General features: G+C 39.2%; 19 protein-coding genes. 15 read left to right on the forward strand and 4 right to left on the reverse strand.

Annotated elements, in window-relative coordinates:
• Positions 1 to 324: 324 nt before the first annotated feature.
• A complete protein-coding gene (nhaC, locus tag EKM93_RS07605) occupies positions 325 to 1,740 on the forward strand; it encodes a Na+/H+ antiporter NhaC (RefSeq protein ID WP_376923053.1) in 1,416 nt (471 codons plus the stop codon).
• 494 nt (positions 1,741 to 2,234) lie between these two features.
• Here nhaC and EKM93_RS07610 read toward each other — a convergent pair whose 3' ends face one another.
• Positions 2,235 to 2,738: a Dps family protein gene (locus tag EKM93_RS07610; RefSeq protein ID WP_125714607.1), complete on the reverse strand. Its 504-nt coding sequence runs from the start codon at positions 2,736 to 2,738 to the stop codon at positions 2,235 to 2,237.
• Between the two features lie 239 nt (positions 2,739 to 2,977).
• On the opposite strand from EKM93_RS07610, the gene EKM93_RS07615 reads away from it, so the two are divergent.
• The 3 genes from EKM93_RS07615 (at position 2,978) to EKM93_RS07625 (ending at position 4,906) form a co-directional block, all read left to right on the forward strand.
• On the forward strand, positions 2,978 to 3,586 hold the full coding sequence (locus EKM93_RS07615; protein WP_125714609.1) for a LemA family protein: 609 nt from the start codon (positions 2,978 to 2,980) through the stop codon (positions 3,584 to 3,586).
• Positions 3,587 to 3,591: 5 nt separating this feature from the next.
• A complete protein-coding gene (locus EKM93_RS07620) occupies positions 3,592 to 4,455 on the forward strand; it encodes a TPM domain-containing protein (RefSeq protein ID WP_225423662.1) in 864 nt (287 codons plus the stop codon).
• An 82-nt stretch (positions 4,456 to 4,537) separates the two neighbouring features.
• Positions 4,538 to 4,906, forward strand: a complete 369-nt coding sequence (locus EKM93_RS07625; protein ID WP_125714610.1) for a YxeA family protein — start codon at positions 4,538 to 4,540, stop codon at positions 4,904 to 4,906.
• Positions 4,907 to 5,173: 267 nt separating this feature from the next.
• Here EKM93_RS07625 and EKM93_RS07630 read toward each other — a convergent pair whose 3' ends face one another.
• Positions 5,174 to 6,187, reverse strand: a complete 1,014-nt coding sequence (locus EKM93_RS07630) for a YeiH family protein (RefSeq protein ID WP_125714612.1) — start codon at positions 6,185 to 6,187, stop codon at positions 5,174 to 5,176.
• Positions 6,188 to 6,292: 105 nt separating this feature from the next.
• Between EKM93_RS07630 and EKM93_RS07635 the strand changes: the two genes are divergently transcribed.
• The 4 genes from EKM93_RS07635 (at position 6,293) to EKM93_RS07650 (ending at position 11,882) form a co-directional block, all read left to right on the forward strand.
• Positions 6,293 to 7,117 (forward strand): LysR family transcriptional regulator, encoded by an 825-nt coding sequence (locus tag EKM93_RS07635; RefSeq protein ID WP_125714614.1) that lies wholly within the window; start codon positions 6,293 to 6,295, stop codon positions 7,115 to 7,117.
• Positions 7,118 to 7,251: 134 nt separating this feature from the next.
• On the forward strand, positions 7,252 to 8,790 hold the full coding sequence (locus EKM93_RS07640) for a Ppx/GppA phosphatase family protein (protein ID WP_125714616.1): 1,539 nt from the start codon (positions 7,252 to 7,254) through the stop codon (positions 8,788 to 8,790).
• Positions 8,787 to 10,928: an RNA degradosome polyphosphate kinase gene (locus tag EKM93_RS07645; protein WP_125714618.1), complete on the forward strand. Its 2,142-nt coding sequence runs from the start codon at positions 8,787 to 8,789 to the stop codon at positions 10,926 to 10,928. The genes EKM93_RS07640 and EKM93_RS07645 overlap by 4 nt, the downstream gene beginning before the upstream one ends.
• A gap of 15 nt (positions 10,929 to 10,943) precedes the next feature.
• The gene (locus tag EKM93_RS07650) at positions 10,944 to 11,882 is read left to right on the forward strand and encodes a Ppx/GppA family phosphatase (protein WP_125714620.1); all 939 of its coding nucleotides are present in this window, start codon (positions 10,944 to 10,946) and stop codon (positions 11,880 to 11,882) included.
• 77 nt (positions 11,883 to 11,959) lie between these two features.
• Here the strand turns inward: EKM93_RS07650 and EKM93_RS07655 are convergent, their stop codons facing one another.
• Positions 11,960 to 12,457: a YbhB/YbcL family Raf kinase inhibitor-like protein gene (locus EKM93_RS07655; protein WP_125714622.1), complete on the reverse strand. Its 498-nt coding sequence runs from the start codon at positions 12,455 to 12,457 to the stop codon at positions 11,960 to 11,962.
• 226 nt (positions 12,458 to 12,683) lie between these two features.
• On the opposite strand from EKM93_RS07655, the gene EKM93_RS07660 reads away from it, so the two are divergent.
• Positions 12,684 to 13,535 (forward strand): hypothetical protein, encoded by an 852-nt coding sequence (locus EKM93_RS07660; RefSeq protein WP_225423663.1) that lies wholly within the window; start codon positions 12,684 to 12,686, stop codon positions 13,533 to 13,535.
• On the opposite strand, the gene EKM93_RS13515 is transcribed toward EKM93_RS07660, so the two are convergent.
• On the reverse strand, positions 13,532 to 13,678 hold the full coding sequence (locus EKM93_RS13515) for a hypothetical protein (protein ID WP_164507032.1): 147 nt from the start codon (positions 13,676 to 13,678) through the stop codon (positions 13,532 to 13,534). The two genes, EKM93_RS07660 and EKM93_RS13515, sit on opposite strands and share 4 nt — an antisense overlap.
• Positions 13,679 to 13,739: 61 nt before the next feature.
• Between EKM93_RS13515 and EKM93_RS07665 the strand changes: the two genes are divergently transcribed.
• From EKM93_RS07665 to EKM93_RS07690, 6 genes are read left to right on the forward strand one after another with little or no spacing between them, the layout of a single operon-like run.
• Complete coding sequence (locus EKM93_RS07665) at positions 13,740 to 14,426, forward strand: NAD-dependent protein deacylase (RefSeq protein ID WP_125714626.1); 687 nt, start codon at positions 13,740 to 13,742, stop codon at positions 14,424 to 14,426.
• Positions 14,427 to 14,454: 28 nt separating this feature from the next.
• Complete coding sequence (locus tag EKM93_RS07670) at positions 14,455 to 14,739, forward strand: chorismate mutase (RefSeq protein WP_125714628.1); 285 nt, start codon at positions 14,455 to 14,457, stop codon at positions 14,737 to 14,739.
• An 8-nt stretch (positions 14,740 to 14,747) separates the two neighbouring features.
• Entirely contained in the window at positions 14,748 to 15,509 is a 762-nt protein-coding gene (locus tag EKM93_RS07675) for a flavodoxin family protein (RefSeq protein ID WP_125714630.1), read from the forward strand.
• 18 nt (positions 15,510 to 15,527) lie between these two features.
• The gene (locus EKM93_RS07680) at positions 15,528 to 16,004 is read left to right on the forward strand and encodes an NUDIX hydrolase (protein WP_125714632.1); all 477 of its coding nucleotides are present in this window, start codon (positions 15,528 to 15,530) and stop codon (positions 16,002 to 16,004) included.
• A 35-nt stretch (positions 16,005 to 16,039) separates the two neighbouring features.
• Entirely contained in the window at positions 16,040 to 16,504 is a 465-nt protein-coding gene (locus tag EKM93_RS07685) for an RrF2 family transcriptional regulator (protein ID WP_125714633.1), read from the forward strand.
• A 2-nt stretch (positions 16,505 to 16,506) separates the two neighbouring features.
• Positions 16,507 to 17,343, forward strand: a complete 837-nt coding sequence (locus EKM93_RS07690; RefSeq protein WP_125714635.1) for a DUF72 domain-containing protein — start codon at positions 16,507 to 16,509, stop codon at positions 17,341 to 17,343.
• Positions 17,344 to 17,424 lie beyond the last annotated feature (81 nt).

Here is a 17,424-nt window from a genome sequence, read left to right on the forward strand (position 1 = left end):
AGACTTGCAATTTTTCAAGGCAACGTTTATAATCGTTTTATAATAATTTAAAGTCAAGTTTACATCAAGTAGTTCTTTATCTGAGCGTCAGGAAGTTGGCGGTTGCTGCGAGCCAATCAGGATAAAGGTGACGAAATACCGTAGACACATTTGGCAATGGTCAATAACTAGAATCCATTATCTTCTAGTGAGTGGTGTCCTTTTTTAGGACACAAGCTGGGTGGTACCACGGTAAAGTTTAAATCCAATCGTCCCTGTTGCAGTTTGTTGCAATAGGGATTTTTATTTGGTCAAAAACATTACTGGAAGAGGGAAAATAAAATGATGAGTCGGTTACCAAAGATTAAATTAGGGGAAGCAATTATTGTTTTGCTCGTAATTTTAGGAATTATGGGTGTTGGCGTCATTGGCTTAGGCTTATCGCCCCAAGTACCCGTTTTACTAGCTATGACAGTTGCCATTTTTTGGGCAAAATTACGAGGCTTTAATTGGCAAGAGATCAATACGGGGATTAAAGACGGTATTGATAAAGGGATTATTCCAATTGTTATTTTCATTTTAATTGGTGCAATGATTAGTACTTGGATTGCTGCCGGGACAATTCCAACGTTAATGGTTTACGGTTTTAAGGCCATCAGTGCCCAATGGTTTTTACCAACCGTTTTCCTAGTTTGTTCGCTGGTAGGTGCAGCAGTTGGTAGTTGTTTTACCGTTGTTTCTACAGTGGGGATTGCCTTTTTCGGCATTGGGGTCACGATGAATTTTAATCCTGCTTTAGTTGCTGGAGCCATTGTCGCCGGCGGGGTCTTTGGCGATAAATTATCACCTTTATCTGAAACTAACAATTTGGCAGCCGCTGTTGTGGATACTGATTTGTTTAGCCATATGAAAACAATTCTTTGGTCTATCTTACCAGCAGGGGCCATCACAACAATTGCCTTTGCTTTTATGGGGATGGGACATAACCATGCGGATATGAGCAAGATTAATACAACCGTAGCTGCTTTAACGAGTGATTTTCATATTTCAGTATTATCACTAATTCCAATTATTTTAGTTTTTGCTTGTGCAGCGATCAAAATGGCAGCTATTCCAACGATGCTGATCAATATTTTTGTCTCAGCAGTGATGATGTTTATTAACGACCATGGCTTAACTGTTAGTAAAGCCACCGACATTATTACCAATGGTTACGTCGCCAAAACAAGTAATCATGAAGTTAATATTTTATTATCTCGAGGTGGCATTGTGAGCATGATGCCAACAGTTGCCTTAATTGTACTTACTTTGTCTTTAGGTGGTCTATTGGTTCACTTTGGACTAATCAATGCCGTTATGCTACCACTAGCCAAACATCTAAATACTTCTGGCAAATTAGTCGCTGCCGCTTTAGCAACTTGTATCGGCGTAAATATCTTTGTAGGTGAACAGTTCTTATCTATTATTTTACCGGGCCGGGCCTTTAAGAAAACATTTAATGAAGGCGGCTTGGCCAGCGGGGCATTAGGTCGTATTTTAGAAGATGGCGGCACCGTCTTAAACTACCTTGTACCTTGGGGCGTCGGTGGCGTATTCATCGCCAACACCTTAGGCGTACCAACCATTCAATACCTACCCTTCGTATTCTTCAGCCTCTTATGCCCAGTAATGTCACTCATTAGCGGCTTCACTGGAATTGGATTGATGAAACTGGATAAAGAAAATGAACAAAAAATAGCACAGGAAACAGCCAGAGCGTAACCAAAGACGGGTTGATTTTGAGCATAGCCTAGACTAACGATGTAAGCGTACTTCGCTTACAAGTTAGACGTAGCTAAGCACAGAAATCAGTCTTTGGGAACGCGTTTCAGAGCCAGAGCGTGAAAAGTTACGGGTGACAATGCACATAACCTAGACTTACGACATAAGCCCGGTCTTGGCTTGTGAGTAAGGCGTAGTTATGTAAATTGTCAGTAATTTTGAACGCGTTTCAAAATCAGAGCGTGAACTAGAGCGGGAAAGCCTCGAGCACTAACCTAGAATCTTGCAGAGTGTCGTCAGACACGCAAGAGATTCGTAGTTAGGTGAGAGCTTTGCTCTAGTAAGCGCATTTCAAAAATAAAACAAAAAACCTTGAGAAAATAAAATCTCAAGGTTTTTTGTTATACGCTGTGCATTTCAGGGAATATTCTCACTAAATTGGAATACTCGGCACTTTTATTAACACTATTATAGGAAGAAAGTTTAAAATTAAGTTAGTCCCCGAATGGGCCCTTGCCTAAGAAGGCATTCAATGTCCAGATATTCTTGTCGATTTCACCTTTGAAACCATTCAACATATCTTGAGTTGGCCAGTCTTTTTCGGCATCGCTAATTTCCATCGCTTTTTGATAAACATCCCGAAGATATTCAAATTGGTTAACTAAACGTGCAACATAGTCTTCCATAGAATACTTGCCGAATTCACCAGGTTCTTCTGGTAAACCAGTGTGATCCATGAATTCTTGAGTTGTAGAATAAGGGGCACCGCCAATTTCGATTAAACGTTCGGCGATTTCATCAAGATGAACACCTAATTGATCCATGTATTCGTCCATTAAAGGATGTAAACGGAAGAATTCTTTGCCCCGCATATACCAATGTGTTTGATGAATGTTTACGCTGAGTTGGCTGATATCAGCAACCAGTTGATTTAAAATTTGTCTTGTTTCAGGATAGTCGTACTTGTTTTGACCTTCAACGTTTAGTTTATTAATCATAAAAATACCTCCTAAATTAAAATCACTTTAATCTACTGAACATATATATCATAACTAATTATTGATATAAAATCAAGCGTTTATTTACAATAAATTAGAAACAGAAACAGCTATTCTGATCATAAAGAAATCGGTACCAACGGGGTGCTTTACAAATTATGAGCTCTCCGTCCTAAGACGGAAAAGTTAATACGCTAAACATGGTAAACTATGAGTAATCATAAAAAAGGAGTAAGAAAATGACAAATAATCAATCACAAAAACATACAGCACGTAATATTTTAATTGGTGTTGCCATTATTGTGGTAGGGCTAATCATGATTGGCGTGAACACCTACAATGGTTTGGCAAAACAAAACCAAAAAGTAGAATCAGCTTGGTCCCAAGTTCAAAATGTCATGCAGCGGCGTTATGACTTAGTCCCAAATTTAGTCAACTCTGTCAAAGGTAGTATGAAACAAGAGCAAAAAGTATTTGGGGATATTGCGGCTGCACGTAAAAGTTACAACAGTGCCAGCTCTACAAAAGAAAAAATTAGTGCCAACGCTAAATTAGATCAATCCGTAGGCACTTTAGTCAATGTGATTCAAGAAAATTATCCAGATCTAAAAAGCAACGAGAATGTACAAACACTAATGACTCAATTAGAAGGCACAGAAAATCGAATCTCAGTCGAACGCAAACGCTACAACGATGCTGTTCAAACCTATAATCAAAGTATGGTTACTTTCCCTAAAAATATTTTTGCAAATATGATGGGCTTAGGCCAAAAACCTTATTTCAAGGCCAGCACGAACGCACAAAATGCACCAACCGTTAACTTCGATGATACAACTGATGGGAAGTGAGTTACGTGCGGGTTAAACGACAGATTTTAAGCGGACTGGCAGCGGTTTTTGGCTTATTATTCGCTTTGATGCTCGCACAGCCAACCCTGGCAGCACTTCCAGCAAAACCGCAATATAATTTTTATGATGAAGCCAACGTTTTAAATGAAAAAACTAAAAAGCTCGTAAGTGATAAAAATTTGTACTATACCAATCGCAAAGCCAAACCTCAAGTTGTACTGGCCGTAGTTAAAAGCACGGATGGTGACGAAATTGACAGTTATGCACCAGATCTTTTTCAAAAATGGGGCATTGGCCAAACTGGGAAAGATAACGGGATTTTGATTCTGTATGCCGTTAATGGTGGTGCCCGTAACGTCCGAATTGAAGTGGGTTACGGGATGGAATCGGTGATTACAGATAGTATTGCTGGCCGGATTTTAAATAATAATAAAGCCAATCTAAAATCTACCGATACAGCTAAAATTAATCAAGGCCTGCAAAAAACGTTTAACAGCGTGACTTCTTTAGTAGATGCGCATTATGGCTATAAAGGCGACAAAAATAATCTGTCTGCGGCTGAGGTGGAAAAACTAAAGAATGGCCAAACTGTAAGTAAACGCTGGATGAAGGCGATTGGGTTAATAGTCGCTGTTTTAGTCGTTGTGTTTATTATTTTGAGCAGCGGTAATAATGGCGGTGGCGGTTCTGGACCAGGCTCTGGGAATCGACGGCGTGGTGGGCTGCCTTGGTGGATTTGGGCTGGCTCGGGTTCTTCAGGTTCTTCATGGGGCGGTGGTTCTTCAGGCTCGTCCGGTGGTGGCTTTGGCGGCTTCGGTGGCTTTTCTGGTGGTGGCGGTTCTTCAGGCGGTGGCGGTGCCTCAATTTAAGGCTTTCAATATTGTCACATGTATTGCGCAGTGGGAACGCTTCAGCTAGAATGAAAGAAAATTCTAGAAATGGGCCACGGCTATGAAGAAATATAAAAAAAGACTAATTTTAAGTCTAGTTGTACTAGCAGCCGCACTTAGCATTTACAAAATCTATGATTATGTTGCGATGGCGCGAGTGGCCTACTATACACAAGTCACGCAAAAAGGTCAGCGCGTCGTGGATACAGGGGATAGCGGGAAACATTACACAAGCTACCGCTATCAGTTAACGGGGTATGATAAAACTGGAACAGCCCAAACTTTGGACTTTACCAATCCTAGTGCCAAGCCGTTAAAGCAAGAAATATATTTGAAAGTAATTTATGAACAAAAAAGAGGCGTCATCCAATGGCAGCCAGTAATACAAACTAAAATCCCTGAAAAAGCAATCGCAAAATTGAATCAATAAATCAGAGCGCAAACAAGTAGTGATGCGTACGTTTAAAAACACATCTGATATAATTAAAAAGCTTAGTTTAGCTGTAAAATATAAATAGAGACTGTGTCAAAATTATTTTTTGACGCGGTCTCTATTTTTTAGGAAAAATAATTATGATAATTCCTTAAAAGTCTATGGAATATATTTGTGTTACCAATAATTAATTAATCTAATAACTGGGTGTAATTTTAAGTTTAAGGAATATCAAAAAATATTAAAAAATACTTGTATTATGATTTAAATCAATAGTAGACTAATAAGACCTAAAGCGCTAATCACCTGGATGCTACCAACACCTAAGCCGTAAATGGCAAACTTTTTACCAGATTTTAAAAATGAGGCTAGGTTTAATCGCAAACCGATAGCGGCTAAGGCTATAATTTCGAACCAAGAACTTAAAGTATGGGCACTGCTCGTAAGTAAAGCAGGTAAGGGTAAAAGACTATTTAAAATACAAAGAATTAAAAAACCTGCCACGTACCACGGTAACCAGTGACCAGAAGTTCGTTGTTCGCTGACTTGAAAGTCTGTTTCGACTTGAGATTGAAGTTGTTTTTGATGCATTCTACCGAAGATAAACACAACAAAAACTAACATCATGATCCGCATAATTTTGAATAGTGTTGCAAATTGCACAGTGGTTTGATTAATCATACTGGCGCTGGCGACAACTTGACCAACAGACTGCAACGTCCCACCGATTAAAGCACCACGTAAGAGTAAGTTATGATTAAAAGCCAGCAAGCTTAAAAATGGTAAAGACAGCATTAAGACAGTGCCCATTAAGTTGACTAAGGTGATAACCATCCCTTTATCCGTATCATCAGCTTCAATCACGGGCGTAATTGAGGCAATCGCACTAGAACCGCAGACAGCATTACCACCGGCCATTAATAAAGTTGTACCTTCGTTAAAGCCTAATTTCTTACCAATGAAAATAGCACTGACAATCGTAATGGTCATTTGTAAAAGAATGAAGATCAAACCACTGAGGCCAATTTGTCCAATCGTTTGAAATGTAATCGTCATGCCCAGCAGCATTACGGAATATTCTAGTAGCTTCTGTTCAGAGAACTTAGTGCCTGCTTGCAGCCGCTGTTGTTTAAAAAGCGTATTACCTAAAAAGATACCTAGCAGAATTGCGATTGTGGCGGCACCAAGTTTTGGCAAGTAACGACTTAACATTTGGGCACAGATGGCAATGACAAAGCTGAGTAGGAGTCCTGGAAGAATTGTTTTAACTTTTTTCATAAAAAACCTCGAATCATTTTTTTTCAGTTTATCAAAGGTTTTGATATAATGAAAATAGATAATTATGATAGAAATCATTATGAATCATAATAGAAGTGGGGATCTATGTTTAATCAATTGGAAACATTCAAAATGGTCTATGAAGTTCAGAATTTCTCATTGGCGGCAAAGCAACTCTTTATTGCCCAACCGACAGTGTCAACACATATTCAGCAGTTAGAAAGGTACTTTGGGCAGCAGTTATTTCAACGCAAAGGCCGTAAGGAAGTGCAGCCTACACCGGCAGCTCGCCGACTTTATGCGCGCGTGAATCATTTGCTGGATGACTGGCAATCCATTACTGAAGTGATGGGACAAACCGATAGCGAAGATACATTTCATGTTCGAATTGGTGCGTCACAAACAGTGGCGGTCTATAAATTGCCACAAGTTTTAACACAATTAACAACTCAGTTTAAAAAGATGGTATTAACGGTAGAAATGGCTAATTCAGCGACCATTTTAAAACGGGTCAGTGAGCATAAATTAGACTTTGGTTTTATTGAAAAACCGATTACAACTGATGGCGTCCGCCGACGTGATTTTGGTACCGATCAATTGGTACGTGCTGGAGATCTAAATAGTGACATGTGGTTATTACGGGAAGAAGGCTCGGGCGTCGGCTACTATACGCGGATGTTTTTACAAAGCGAAAACATTCAGCCGAAGCGAATTATGAAAGTAGCGAACAATGAGATTATTGTGCAGCTGCTAAAACAAGGCTTAGGACAAACGATTGTCTCTAAACGTGCTGTGCCTGTAGGGATAGCCTTTGAAGCTTTGCCCAAGAGTTATCAGCGGCATTTTTATTTATTGAGCCGAGATCACTTGACGACTCAGGATCAGCGGGTAGAACAGTATTTAATGGAACATCTAAGTGACTGTCGTTAAAAATAAAGATTTTTGGGGCTTTCCAAGCATATTTTCTTAGATGGCGGGTTTAAAATGGTAAAATAAAGTTGGAGATAAAACGATTAGTATAAAGTTATATAGTTAGTTTTTTAGAATTAAAAGAGGGGTTGTTTATGGTACGGAAACAGCAATTATATGCCGTAATTGTGATTGGCGCACAAAATATTTTTATGCAGATTGTGGACTTAGCGAGTGCACAAATTGTAGAGAGTGTCCGTTACGATATTGACTTGGGTGAAGATGTCTTTTCTGAAAAACAAATTCACAGTCAGACGGTTAATGAAATTTATGAAGCGTTGCAGGCCATTATTGGTTTATTGAAGGATTATCAAATCAAAAATTATCGTTGTTACGCAACCCATTCATTTCACGAAGCAGAAAATGCCGAATATGTTCGGGAACAATTATATGAACGGACCGGCTTTGAGATTCATTGGAGCAGCGAAAGCCAAGAAGCGTTGTATCGGAATTTAGCGACGTATACCTATATGCCGGATTTTTCAGATGTAATCGAAAAAAATGCGATTTTATTAGATATTAGTTCAGGTAGCGTGGCATTAACCGCCTATAAAAAAGGCAAATTTATGTTTTCTAAAAACTTGAAGTTAGGGCCATTGCGGGTTTATGAAGTGATGCGAGATGTTAAAGATGCAGTGCCAAATTATGTAGAGGTTTTGAAAGACTATGTTGCCAGCAGTTTAGTAGACTTCATCCGTCTGCTGCCAGATGCCAGTGAAATTCATAATGTTATTTTGATGGGCTCGGCTATGTCCGTGTTTGAACCAATGACTGAAAATTCCGCCCATACTTTAAAGTTTTCAATTAAAGAATTTGATGCGATTTACAGTGAAGTCGTCCACGGTAACGATCAATTTGTAGTCAAAAAATATAACGTAGATCGTAGTGATGTGCCGCAAGTATTACCCGTAATGATTTTGGTCAATCAATTATTGAAGTCTTTTGACATTCAAACATTATGGGTAACCGCGTTAAAACTAATTGACGGGATGACCGCCAGTGTCTTGCAAAATAAGCAGGATTTAGATATTAGTTTAAATCAAAAACAACAAATTTTGACATCAGCACGAAATATCGCCAAACGGTATCATGTTGAAGAAAAACATCAAGATTTTGTGATTAAATACAGCTTACAATTATTTGATCGGTTGAAGAAACTGCATGGCATGGGGGCTAAGGAACGGTTAATTTTAGAATTAGCAGCAGTTTTAGATGATGTTGGCTCCTATATAAATAACCACAATCACTATGCGCATTCAGATTATATTATTCAAAATTCAGAGATTATCGGCTTATCTAATGTAGATTTAAAGATGGTTGCTGCTGTGGCTCGGTATCACAGTTCTCATACGCCATCTAGTGAACTAAAACGTTTTCGGGATTTGCCAATTGATCAACGAATGATTATTGCAAAGTTGGCAGCGATTTTACGATTGGCTGATGCTTTAGATGCTAGTCGGCAGCAAAAAATTAAAGCGATTCGAGTTTCTTTGAAGAGCACTACCCAATTAGTCATTCAGGCCACCGCTAACGATGATATTGAATTAGAGCGTTGGATATTTAAGAAGAAGGGCGAATTTTTCGAATCCGTCTTTGGTGTGCAACCGATTTTGAAAGGACGGGTTAAACTATGAGTTTTGATCAAGCAAGTTATTTTAACAACCGGGAGTTAAGCTGGATAGAGTTTAATGACCGGGTTTTAGAAGAAGCACGGACAAAAGAAAATCCGTTGCTGGAACGGTTACGTTTTTTAGGAATTACCCAAAGTAATTTAGATGAATTTTTTAATATTCGGGTGGCTTCACTGCATAAGATGATCTCAGTAGATTATCAAGGTACAGACCCATCAGGACTGACGCCTAGTGCACAGTTGAAGGGTATTTCAGAGAAGACTCATGAAATGGTGGAAAAACAGTATAATACGTTAACACGTTCGTTATTACCGAAGTTAGAAGAGCATCAAATTTATTTGTTAACAATGGCAGACTTATCATCAAAACAGCATGAATATTTAGATGAATATTTCCACCAAAAACTTTATCCAGTTTTGACACCGATGGCCGTGGACGTCTCGCGCCCGTTTCCATTCATTGCTAACAATACCTTAAATATTGCCTTACGAATTAGTAAGGCAGGTACTACAGGTGAAAAGGGCGAGAAGTCTTTTGCGACAGTACAAGTACCTGATGTTTTTCCGAGAGTGTTACGGCTGCCTGGGGCGGACAACGCTTTTATTCTGCAAGAAGAAGTCATCAAGCACTATATTTCTGAATTATTTGTCGGCTTTGATATTCGTGAAACGGCTTGCTTTAGAGTCATTCGGGACATGGATATGGACGTTGCTGACGAAGATGCTTCGGATTTGATGAAAGAAATCGAGCAGCAGTTGAAGAAAAGAGAACGGGGCAAGGCCATGCGTCTTGAGATTGAAGCAGACATGAGCAAACATCTGCGTCGACGTTTGGTTAAAGAACTGGGGTTAGCTGAAGAAGATATTTATCCGGTTAAAGGGCCCATTGATTTAACGTTTGTCAGTAAATTAATCAAACAAGTTCAAGGTCATGACGATCTGTTATATCCGGCTTTTGAACCTTATTATCCAAAGGCAATTCGAAATAAAAACTTATTCACGGAAATTGCCAAGCATGATATTTTTGTAGATCACCCTTACGACTCATTTCAACCGGTTGTTGATTTTATCAAACAATCCGCTGAAGATGAAGATGTATTAGCTATTAAAATGACACTTTATCGGGTTTCTTCCAAGTCTCCAATTATTACGTATCTAAAAAAAGCTGCCGAAAATGGCAAGCAAGTGACGGTTTTAGTGGAATTAAAAGCACGTTTTGATGAAGAAAATAACGTTCACTGGGCGCAAGAACTTGAAAAAGCGGGCTGCCATGTTATTTACGGCTTGGTAGGTTTAAAGACGCATTGTAAGTTGACGTTGGTTGTGCGTCGCGAAGAAAATGGTATTCGGCGATACATGCACATGGCCACGGGGAACTATAATGATGTTACCGCGCGGATGTATACGGATATGGGCTTGTTTACAGCGAATCAAGAGATGGGCATTGATGCGTCAAACATCTTTAATATGCTCTCAGGTTTTTCTGAACCGCCATTTTTCCATAAATTAGTGATTTCACCGGAAGGTATCCGTAATTTCTTGATGGAACAGATCGATGAAGAAATCGCCAATGTAAAAGCTGGCCGTAAAGGACATATTCAAATGAAAATGAATTCTTTGTCCGATACTAAAATGATTAAAAAGATCTATGAAGCCAGTGCAGCAGGAGTTCGGGTAGATTTATTGATTCGCGGCATTTGTAATCTGAGAGTTGGGATTCCTGGTGTCAGCGAAAATGTAACGGTACACTCAATTGTTGGCCGTTTCCTAGAGCATACACGAATTTATTGTTTTTACGCAGATGGTGCTGAACGGGTCTTCTTATCTAGTGCAGATTTAATGAACCGTAATTTGAGTCGTCGAGTAGAATTATTATTCCCAATTTTACAGGATAATATTCGCAAACAAATTATTCATATTTACCACTTGATGTGGGCTGATAATAGTAAAACACGAATTTTACAAGCAGATGATACTTGGAAACGCATCGATCGCCGGGGTCTAGGCAACTTAGATGTTCAAGAATACCTACTTGACAATCGTGTGAATATTGCGGATTATTTATTTGAAGATGATGGTGTAAAAAAAGAATTGCCAGTAAAGAGTAAACGGCAGTTTATACCAATCAGAAAACCAGAATAAAAGGGGTAAATGGGGATGGAACACTTTGGCGTGATCGACTTAGGGTCTAACTCGGTCCGATTGACAGTCACAAAAATTGAAGATGACGGTACGGTTGAAAAGGTGTTATCTGAAAAAGAACCTGTTCGATTATCGGAAAATATGGGCGCTGAAAAAACCTTAAAACAGCCGGCAATTGAACGTACATTAAAGGCATTAGATAAGTTCCGTGAACTTTACAAAGATTTACCCAATTTACATTTGCGGGCAGTGGCCACAGCGGCAACACGCATGGCAACGAATCAAAAAGAGTTCTTGAAATTGGTGAAAAAAGAAGCAGGGATAGAACTAAATGTGATCACGGGTGCAACTGAAGCCCATTATGATTATTTAGGGGTTATCAATTCCTTACCAGTAGTTAATTGTGTCATTATGGATACTGGTGGTGCCAGTACAGAGATTATACTTGTTCAAAACCGCCGATCGGTAGATTCAATAAGTGTGCCTTTAGGTTCAGTGAATCTGTCAGAAGCTTTTTTGGACACAGATAAGGTTTCGGCCAGTGGTTTATTTAGATTGTTCACCGCACTAGAGAATATTTATAATGATATTTGGTGGCTGGATAAAGGTAAAAATTTACCGATTGTGGCTTTAGGCGGTTCTAACCGGACTTTAGCTAAAATTCAGCGGCGTCAAGATCATTTCAAACAATATTGGGATATTCATGGTTTTCGAATGACCGGTAAGCAGACGAATGAAGTCTTTGACCAAGTTATCTCAGCAGACTTAGCACAACGTAAAGAAATTCCGGGACTGGCTAAAGAACGCGCGGATATTATTATCGGTGGTTTATCTCCAGTTGCCTTATTGTTGCGGCATTTAGATTCTGATCGTTTGATTTTTTCACAGCAAGGTTTAAGAGATGGTATTTTATACGAACGATTGGATGAATTAGAACGTAAAGGCCAAATTTGACGTAAATCAGCCTACAAAAAGGTCGGATCATTTTTTGATCCGACCTTTTTAATATGATTTTTTAAGTAACACCTAAGTTATTTCATGCTGCGGTAGCTTAAATCCAACTGATCTTGGTCGATGATATGACCATCCATAGCATCATATAATTCATTCATCCAAAAGCCAGTGGTTAATTTCAATTTTGTATCCAAAGCATAGACGCTTAACGTATAACGATGATCTTTATCAGGTGGGGCTGGATTAGCATAACCTGTATTAATAGCAGGATCTTGTTCCCCAACGTAAGCACCTGCTAAAGAATTGCGGCCTTGGACAAAATCAAAAGTTTTACCATGACTGGCATTTTCCGGTAGACGATAGTTTGCAACATCAATATTGGCTGCAATCCAATGAATCCAAGGGAAACCACCAACAGGAATGGCATCAAAGTCCACAAAAGTTAAGGCAAAACTAGCGGTATCTTCGGGAAATTCTGTAATATCAAAAGGAAATGATAAGGGTGTCGGCAGCGGGTTGTGCTGACCATACTGGTCTGCAAGGTAACCCTTTTGATTGGGCACGATTAAATGCATAAAAAAACCTCCTTTATTATCTCTTCTCTAGTATAAGCTATCCGCAAGTCAACACCAAATTAAGCCACAATCAATGGTATAATGAAACCAATTATATTTTGAATAGGAGGGTTTTATTACGGCTGAACAATACAATCAGAGGGTTGCAGCTTTATTAAAAGAAGTAGAAAATTTTACAGCGCAACCATTAACCGTAACGATTGAGGGTACTGCTTCAGGGTTATTGATGCATGATCAATCTCAACAAATACCCCATAAAGATGGTACGTTAGAAATTAAAGTTACTGATACAACCAATGTTAACTACACCTTATCCCATGAATTATGGCATATGTTATTAAAATTTCAAGGTTACAGTCAACTGCAGTTCCCACTAACCACTGGCACACCACAATTGGACGAACAAATTGGTGCAACGGCGACGGCTTTATATAATGCTGCCGCACATGTGCTGATTTTAGCAGCCCAAAAAGAGGCTGGCTTGATTGATGAGCGGGTAGAATCAGCTTTTATGGCGGGGGTTTATAATAGCGTGCCTGCTGAAGATCCTAATGACAAACAGGACCAGCTGCTGATTTTTAGAGTTTTGAGTTTGCTAGATACATTTGTATTTTGGCAAGGTAACTTGAATGATTTAAGTAATGATTTATTACTTAAATATCCAGAAAGCTTCCCTTATGCCAAACAGCTGTATCAGACATTGACAGCCAAAAAAATTGACGGACCATTTGCTTTTAGACGCAGTGTTGTCGCCTTATTCAAAGCGTTCGCCAATATTTTGGAGACGTTAGGTTATGTGCCGCTAAATCATGCGGAATTTGCTGTTTTGACGCCTGTTTTTAGTCAACGGCAGTTACGTTTGACATTGAATCAAACTTTGGAAGTCTTGCACTCAGAATATACAAATCTGAAGACGCATCAGCGCGCTTATGTGGCCGTAGGTAAAACCGACCGGCAGGCGGCTTTTGTCTTTGAAAACTTAGCACCGGAAACGAGTCCAGCACAATTTCAGCAATTATATGAACAGCCGCTGGAAAAAGTATTAAAGGCTAATCAGATTACTTACGGTATCCGTTAGCGACCGCCAAAATGTAATTCAAAGGCATACGGTACTTGGTGCCAGAGGATTGGAATTAAATGATAAAGCATCACGAAAATCAACGCAATCACAGCAAACAAAGCAATGTAACTAAGATAGTAAATAACGGATTTATGAGCCATAATTCACAACTCCTTTGTTGAATATAACTCTATTATAATCCTGGATAGAAGGTATGGGTTAATGTTTGATCTAAAAAAAGCAATTGATAAAGCAAAATATGTTACCTTTCTAACGGGCGCAGGGATTTCAACGCCTTCGGGCATACCAGATTATCGTTCTAAAAATGGTTTATATGCGGGTCATGAACGGCCAGAGTATTTATTAAGTCGTGAGAATTTACAGCAGAATCCAGCAAGTTTTTATGATTTTGTTAAAACCAACATGTATTTCCCAGAGGCAAAGCCTAATGTTATTCATGAAAAAATGGCAGAGATTACGAATGAAAAAGGCTGTATTGTCACGCAAAATGTAGATGGCCTGCATACAAAAGCGGGTGCCAAAAATGTTGTTGAATTTCATGGCAACTTATATGATATTTATTGCCAGACTTGTGGCAAATCGGTGCCTTATCAAACTTATTTGACGGATTATCATCATGATGAAGATGGTGGCGTTTTACGGCCCAATATTGTGTTATATCAAGAAGGTATTTCACAACAAGCTTTAGAAGGTGCTGTAGCAGCTATTGAAGCCGCTGATTTAATTGTAGTGGTGGGCACCTCTTTTCAAGTTTATCCATTTGCCTCACTGATAAATTATCGAGCCAAAACAGCGCAATTAGTGGCCGTTAATAAAGAAGTTTTAAGTTTTAATATGCCAGTGACAATGATCCAAGGCGATGCACAGACGGTTTTTGCACAACTATAATTAATTTTAGAAAAAGAGATGACGACTATTGTTAGAAAAGCAACGACAACAGATTGACAGTATTGATCAGCAGCTAGTAGCCTTATTTGAAGAACGGCTGGCAGTCGCTGAAGAAATTGCTCAAGTTAAATATCAAGGTCATTTAGGCTTAACGGATCGGGGGCGTGAGGCGGTTTTATTAGAAAATTTAATCAATAATGTGGCAAATGAAACTTATAAGCCCTATATTAAGGATTTATACCGGGATATTTTTCTGGTTTCTAAACAATTACAAGCTAACACTATCAAAAAATTACAGGATGCTGATAGGTAGTTAAGCCTATGAAAATATTGGGTATTCTAGGTGCGCATAAACGGGCAGGCTTGACAGGGCAATTGTTAGAGACATTATTAAAAGCTGTACCTGAAGGTTACGAAACGGAATTAATTTATTTGGAAGCCTATGACATTAAACCCCATAGCGGGCAGGATAATCCTGATTTAAAGCGGTTGATACAAAAACTTGACGAAAGTGATGTTTGGATTTGGGCCAGTCCAACTTATTGGGGTGGCGTGTCTGGCATTTTAAAAACCAGTTTAGACTGTTTACGGCCTAAACTGGTTTATCAAAAGAAGAACGGGGACACTGTGCCTGGACCGTTTAAAAACAAACATTATTTAAGTTTGACTAGTTGCTATGTCAGCACATTTGAGAATTTTGTGACGGGTGTGACCGATTCAACCTTTCAAACCATTGATCGGGTAATGGCCGCAGCAGGGGTTATTAAATTGGGTGAAATTGTCTTACCAAATACATTTGGGATGAAGACGTTACCGGCACAAAAAATAGAACTTTGCCAGCGCTGGGGCCAACGGGTTGTTGACAAGCCACGAAGGGACGATAGTACAGTGAAACGTTATATTCAGTTATTTTTCATGATCGCCGTGATGGCTTTGATGACTATGGGCCTGCAAACTTGGCTCGGTCAGTTTTTGCCGTTGCAAGGCTTTTTTGCAAAGTACATTTCATTTGTACTGATCTTTTTTGTGTTGCTGTCCGGTATTTTACATTTTGTGACGGTTAAAAAGCACCGCCGACGTTAAGGGGGACTATAAAAGATCATGGCAAAAAAAGAATTGACGTTAGCTTTGATTATTCAAGGTAACAAAGTGTTGTTACTAAATCGTTATAATAAGCCTTACATCGGGCAATGGAACGGTTTTGGCGGTAAAATTGAACCTGGTGAGACGCCGGAACAAGGCATCAAACGGGAACTGATGGAAGAAACTGGGATTACACCGGCACATTATACGTTAGTCGCTAATGGTGATATGGCTTGGCATGTTTCAGGGGTTTATCAAAACCGCGTACACTTGTTTACAGCGCGACTGGCACCGGATTATCCATTGCAGGTACCTCAGTCAACTCGTGAAGGTTTATTACAGCTTTTTGATTTGGAATGGGCCATGGCTGCTGAGAATTATGGCATGATCGCGGATGTGAAAGCCGTCTATCCTTACATGATCAAAAATGAAGCACATCATTTTACGACAAACTTTGAAGGGGATCAATTGATTCAATTTGAAATTATCGATTAATAGATGGCGAATTAAGTTAGAAAGTGTGTGGCGAAATGAAATTAGATTTTTCTGTAGCCGTCCACAGTTTGTTGTATTTGGAAGAAAAAAGCCCTGAAAAAGTGACAAGTTCAAAATTGGCAGATCTAATGTCAATTAATGCAGTGGTGATTCGGAACACACTGTCTTTGTTACATAAAAAGGGCTATATCAAAGGTACTGTTGGTAAGAATGGTGGCTATATCCTAAGTCAGTCTTTTGATGATATTAATGTGGGCGACCTTTATGATTTAACAATTCCACCGATTTTAAGTTATGCTCGATTTATTACAGGAGATACAGATAATCATAGTATTAAGGATAAAGCGATGGCGGCCAATATGTCTGAATCTTTGACGGATCTGTTTACTTTAGCAGATGACCACTATCGCGAGTTTTATCATCAATTTACTATGATGGATTTAAAGCGAGACTTAAAGCATCATGGCTATTTTAAAGCATTGGCTGAAAAGAAGGCGTAAAAATGATTACCATTGGTCTAACAACTTGGCGGGAGCATCAAAGTTTGATGCCAGAAAAGTCAGCATTGACTTTAGGGGATTATGCGGGCTTTTTTCCAGTCGTAGAAATTGATAGTTTGTTTTATGGCTTAAAAACACCAGCTCAAGTTCAAAATTGGGTAAATCAAGTGCCCAGTGGTTTTCAGTTTGTCGTTAAGGCTTTGGGGACAATGACACAGCATGATCGTGAAAAAGAACCAACAATGGCTTTAGAAACTGTCTTTAAACAGTATCGACAGACAATTGCGCCGTTAGTTGCCGCAAATAAACTACAAACGATTCTATTGCAGTTTCCACCTTTTTTTAAATTAGAACCGGCTAATGTGCGCTATTTAAACAATCTTCGACACTGGTTGCCAAAGTTACCTTTAGCGGTGGAATTCCGCAACCCAACTTGGTATGAACCAAGATATGTGGCACAAACTATCAGTTTATTGAAACGATTGCAGATAACGTTGGTGGTCGCTGATGAGCCCCAAACTAATGTAAACAGTGTGCCTTTTTATCCGGTGGTGACCAATCCTAAGCTAGCTTTGCTGCGCCTGCATGGTCGTAATATGGCGGGCTGGCTGAATCAAGATGCCAAATGGCGTAAAACAAGAACGCTTTATCGTTATAATACCGACGAATTAACGGCGATTGCCGCAACTGTAAGGCAGTTAGCAACACAGGCAGAAAATGTCTGTATTATTTTTAACAATAATTCTGGTGGGGATGCCGCAGATAATGCGTTAGCGCTACAACAGATTTTAGGCCTGACTTTTGAAGGTTTGGCGCCAAGACAGATGGACTTATGGTAAGGTCATTCGTTGCTTGGTTTATCTGTGCTATACTGGGATTATTATTTTTAAACTAAACTTTATTCTATATTTAATTGAGAG

Source organism: Agrilactobacillus yilanensis, assembly GCF_003946725.1.
Taxonomy (GTDB): domain Bacteria; phylum Bacillota; class Bacilli; order Lactobacillales; family Lactobacillaceae; genus Agrilactobacillus; species Agrilactobacillus yilanensis.

Bases quoted from the DNA above. Each gene is read 5' to 3' on its own strand.
- EKM93_RS07660 (WP_225423663.1), top strand. From the start codon at position 12,684: ATGCATGATCAATCTCAACAAATACCCCATAAAGATGGTACGTTAGAA.
- EKM93_RS07630 (WP_125714612.1), bottom strand. From the start codon at position 6,187: ATGAAAAAAGTTAAAACAATTCTTCCAGGACTCCTACTCAGCTTTGTC.
- EKM93_RS07685 (WP_125714633.1), top strand. From the start codon at position 16,040: ATGAAATTAGATTTTTCTGTAGCCGTCCACAGTTTGTTGTATTTGGAA.
- EKM93_RS07650 (WP_125714620.1), top strand. From the start codon at position 10,944: ATGGAACACTTTGGCGTGATCGACTTAGGGTCTAACTCGGTCCGATTG.
- EKM93_RS07625 (WP_125714610.1), top strand. From the start codon at position 4,538: ATGAAGAAATATAAAAAAAGACTAATTTTAAGTCTAGTTGTACTAGCA.
- EKM93_RS07635 (WP_125714614.1), top strand. From the start codon at position 6,293: ATGTTTAATCAATTGGAAACATTCAAAATGGTCTATGAAGTTCAGAAT.
- EKM93_RS07690 (WP_125714635.1), top strand. From the start codon at position 16,507: ATGATTACCATTGGTCTAACAACTTGGCGGGAGCATCAAAGTTTGATG.
- EKM93_RS07655 (WP_125714622.1), bottom strand. From the start codon at position 12,457: ATGCATTTAATCGTGCCCAATCAAAAGGGTTACCTTGCAGACCAGTAT.
- nhaC (WP_376923053.1), top strand. From the start codon at position 325: ATGAGTCGGTTACCAAAGATTAAATTAGGGGAAGCAATTATTGTTTTG.
- EKM93_RS07615 (WP_125714609.1), top strand. From the start codon at position 2,978: ATGACAAATAATCAATCACAAAAACATACAGCACGTAATATTTTAATT.
- EKM93_RS07680 (WP_125714632.1), top strand. From the start codon at position 15,528: ATGGCAAAAAAAGAATTGACGTTAGCTTTGATTATTCAAGGTAACAAA.
- EKM93_RS07675 (WP_125714630.1), top strand. From the start codon at position 14,748: ATGAAAATATTGGGTATTCTAGGTGCGCATAAACGGGCAGGCTTGACA.
- EKM93_RS07640 (WP_125714616.1), top strand. From the start codon at position 7,252: ATGGTACGGAAACAGCAATTATATGCCGTAATTGTGATTGGCGCACAA.
- EKM93_RS07665 (WP_125714626.1), top strand. From the start codon at position 13,740: ATGTTTGATCTAAAAAAAGCAATTGATAAAGCAAAATATGTTACCTTT.
- EKM93_RS07610 (WP_125714607.1), bottom strand. From the start codon at position 2,738: ATGATTAATAAACTAAACGTTGAAGGTCAAAACAAGTACGACTATCCT.
- EKM93_RS07645 (WP_125714618.1), top strand. From the start codon at position 8,787: ATGAGTTTTGATCAAGCAAGTTATTTTAACAACCGGGAGTTAAGCTGG.
- EKM93_RS13515 (WP_164507032.1), bottom strand. From the start codon at position 13,678: ATGGCTCATAAATCCGTTATTTACTATCTTAGTTACATTGCTTTGTTT.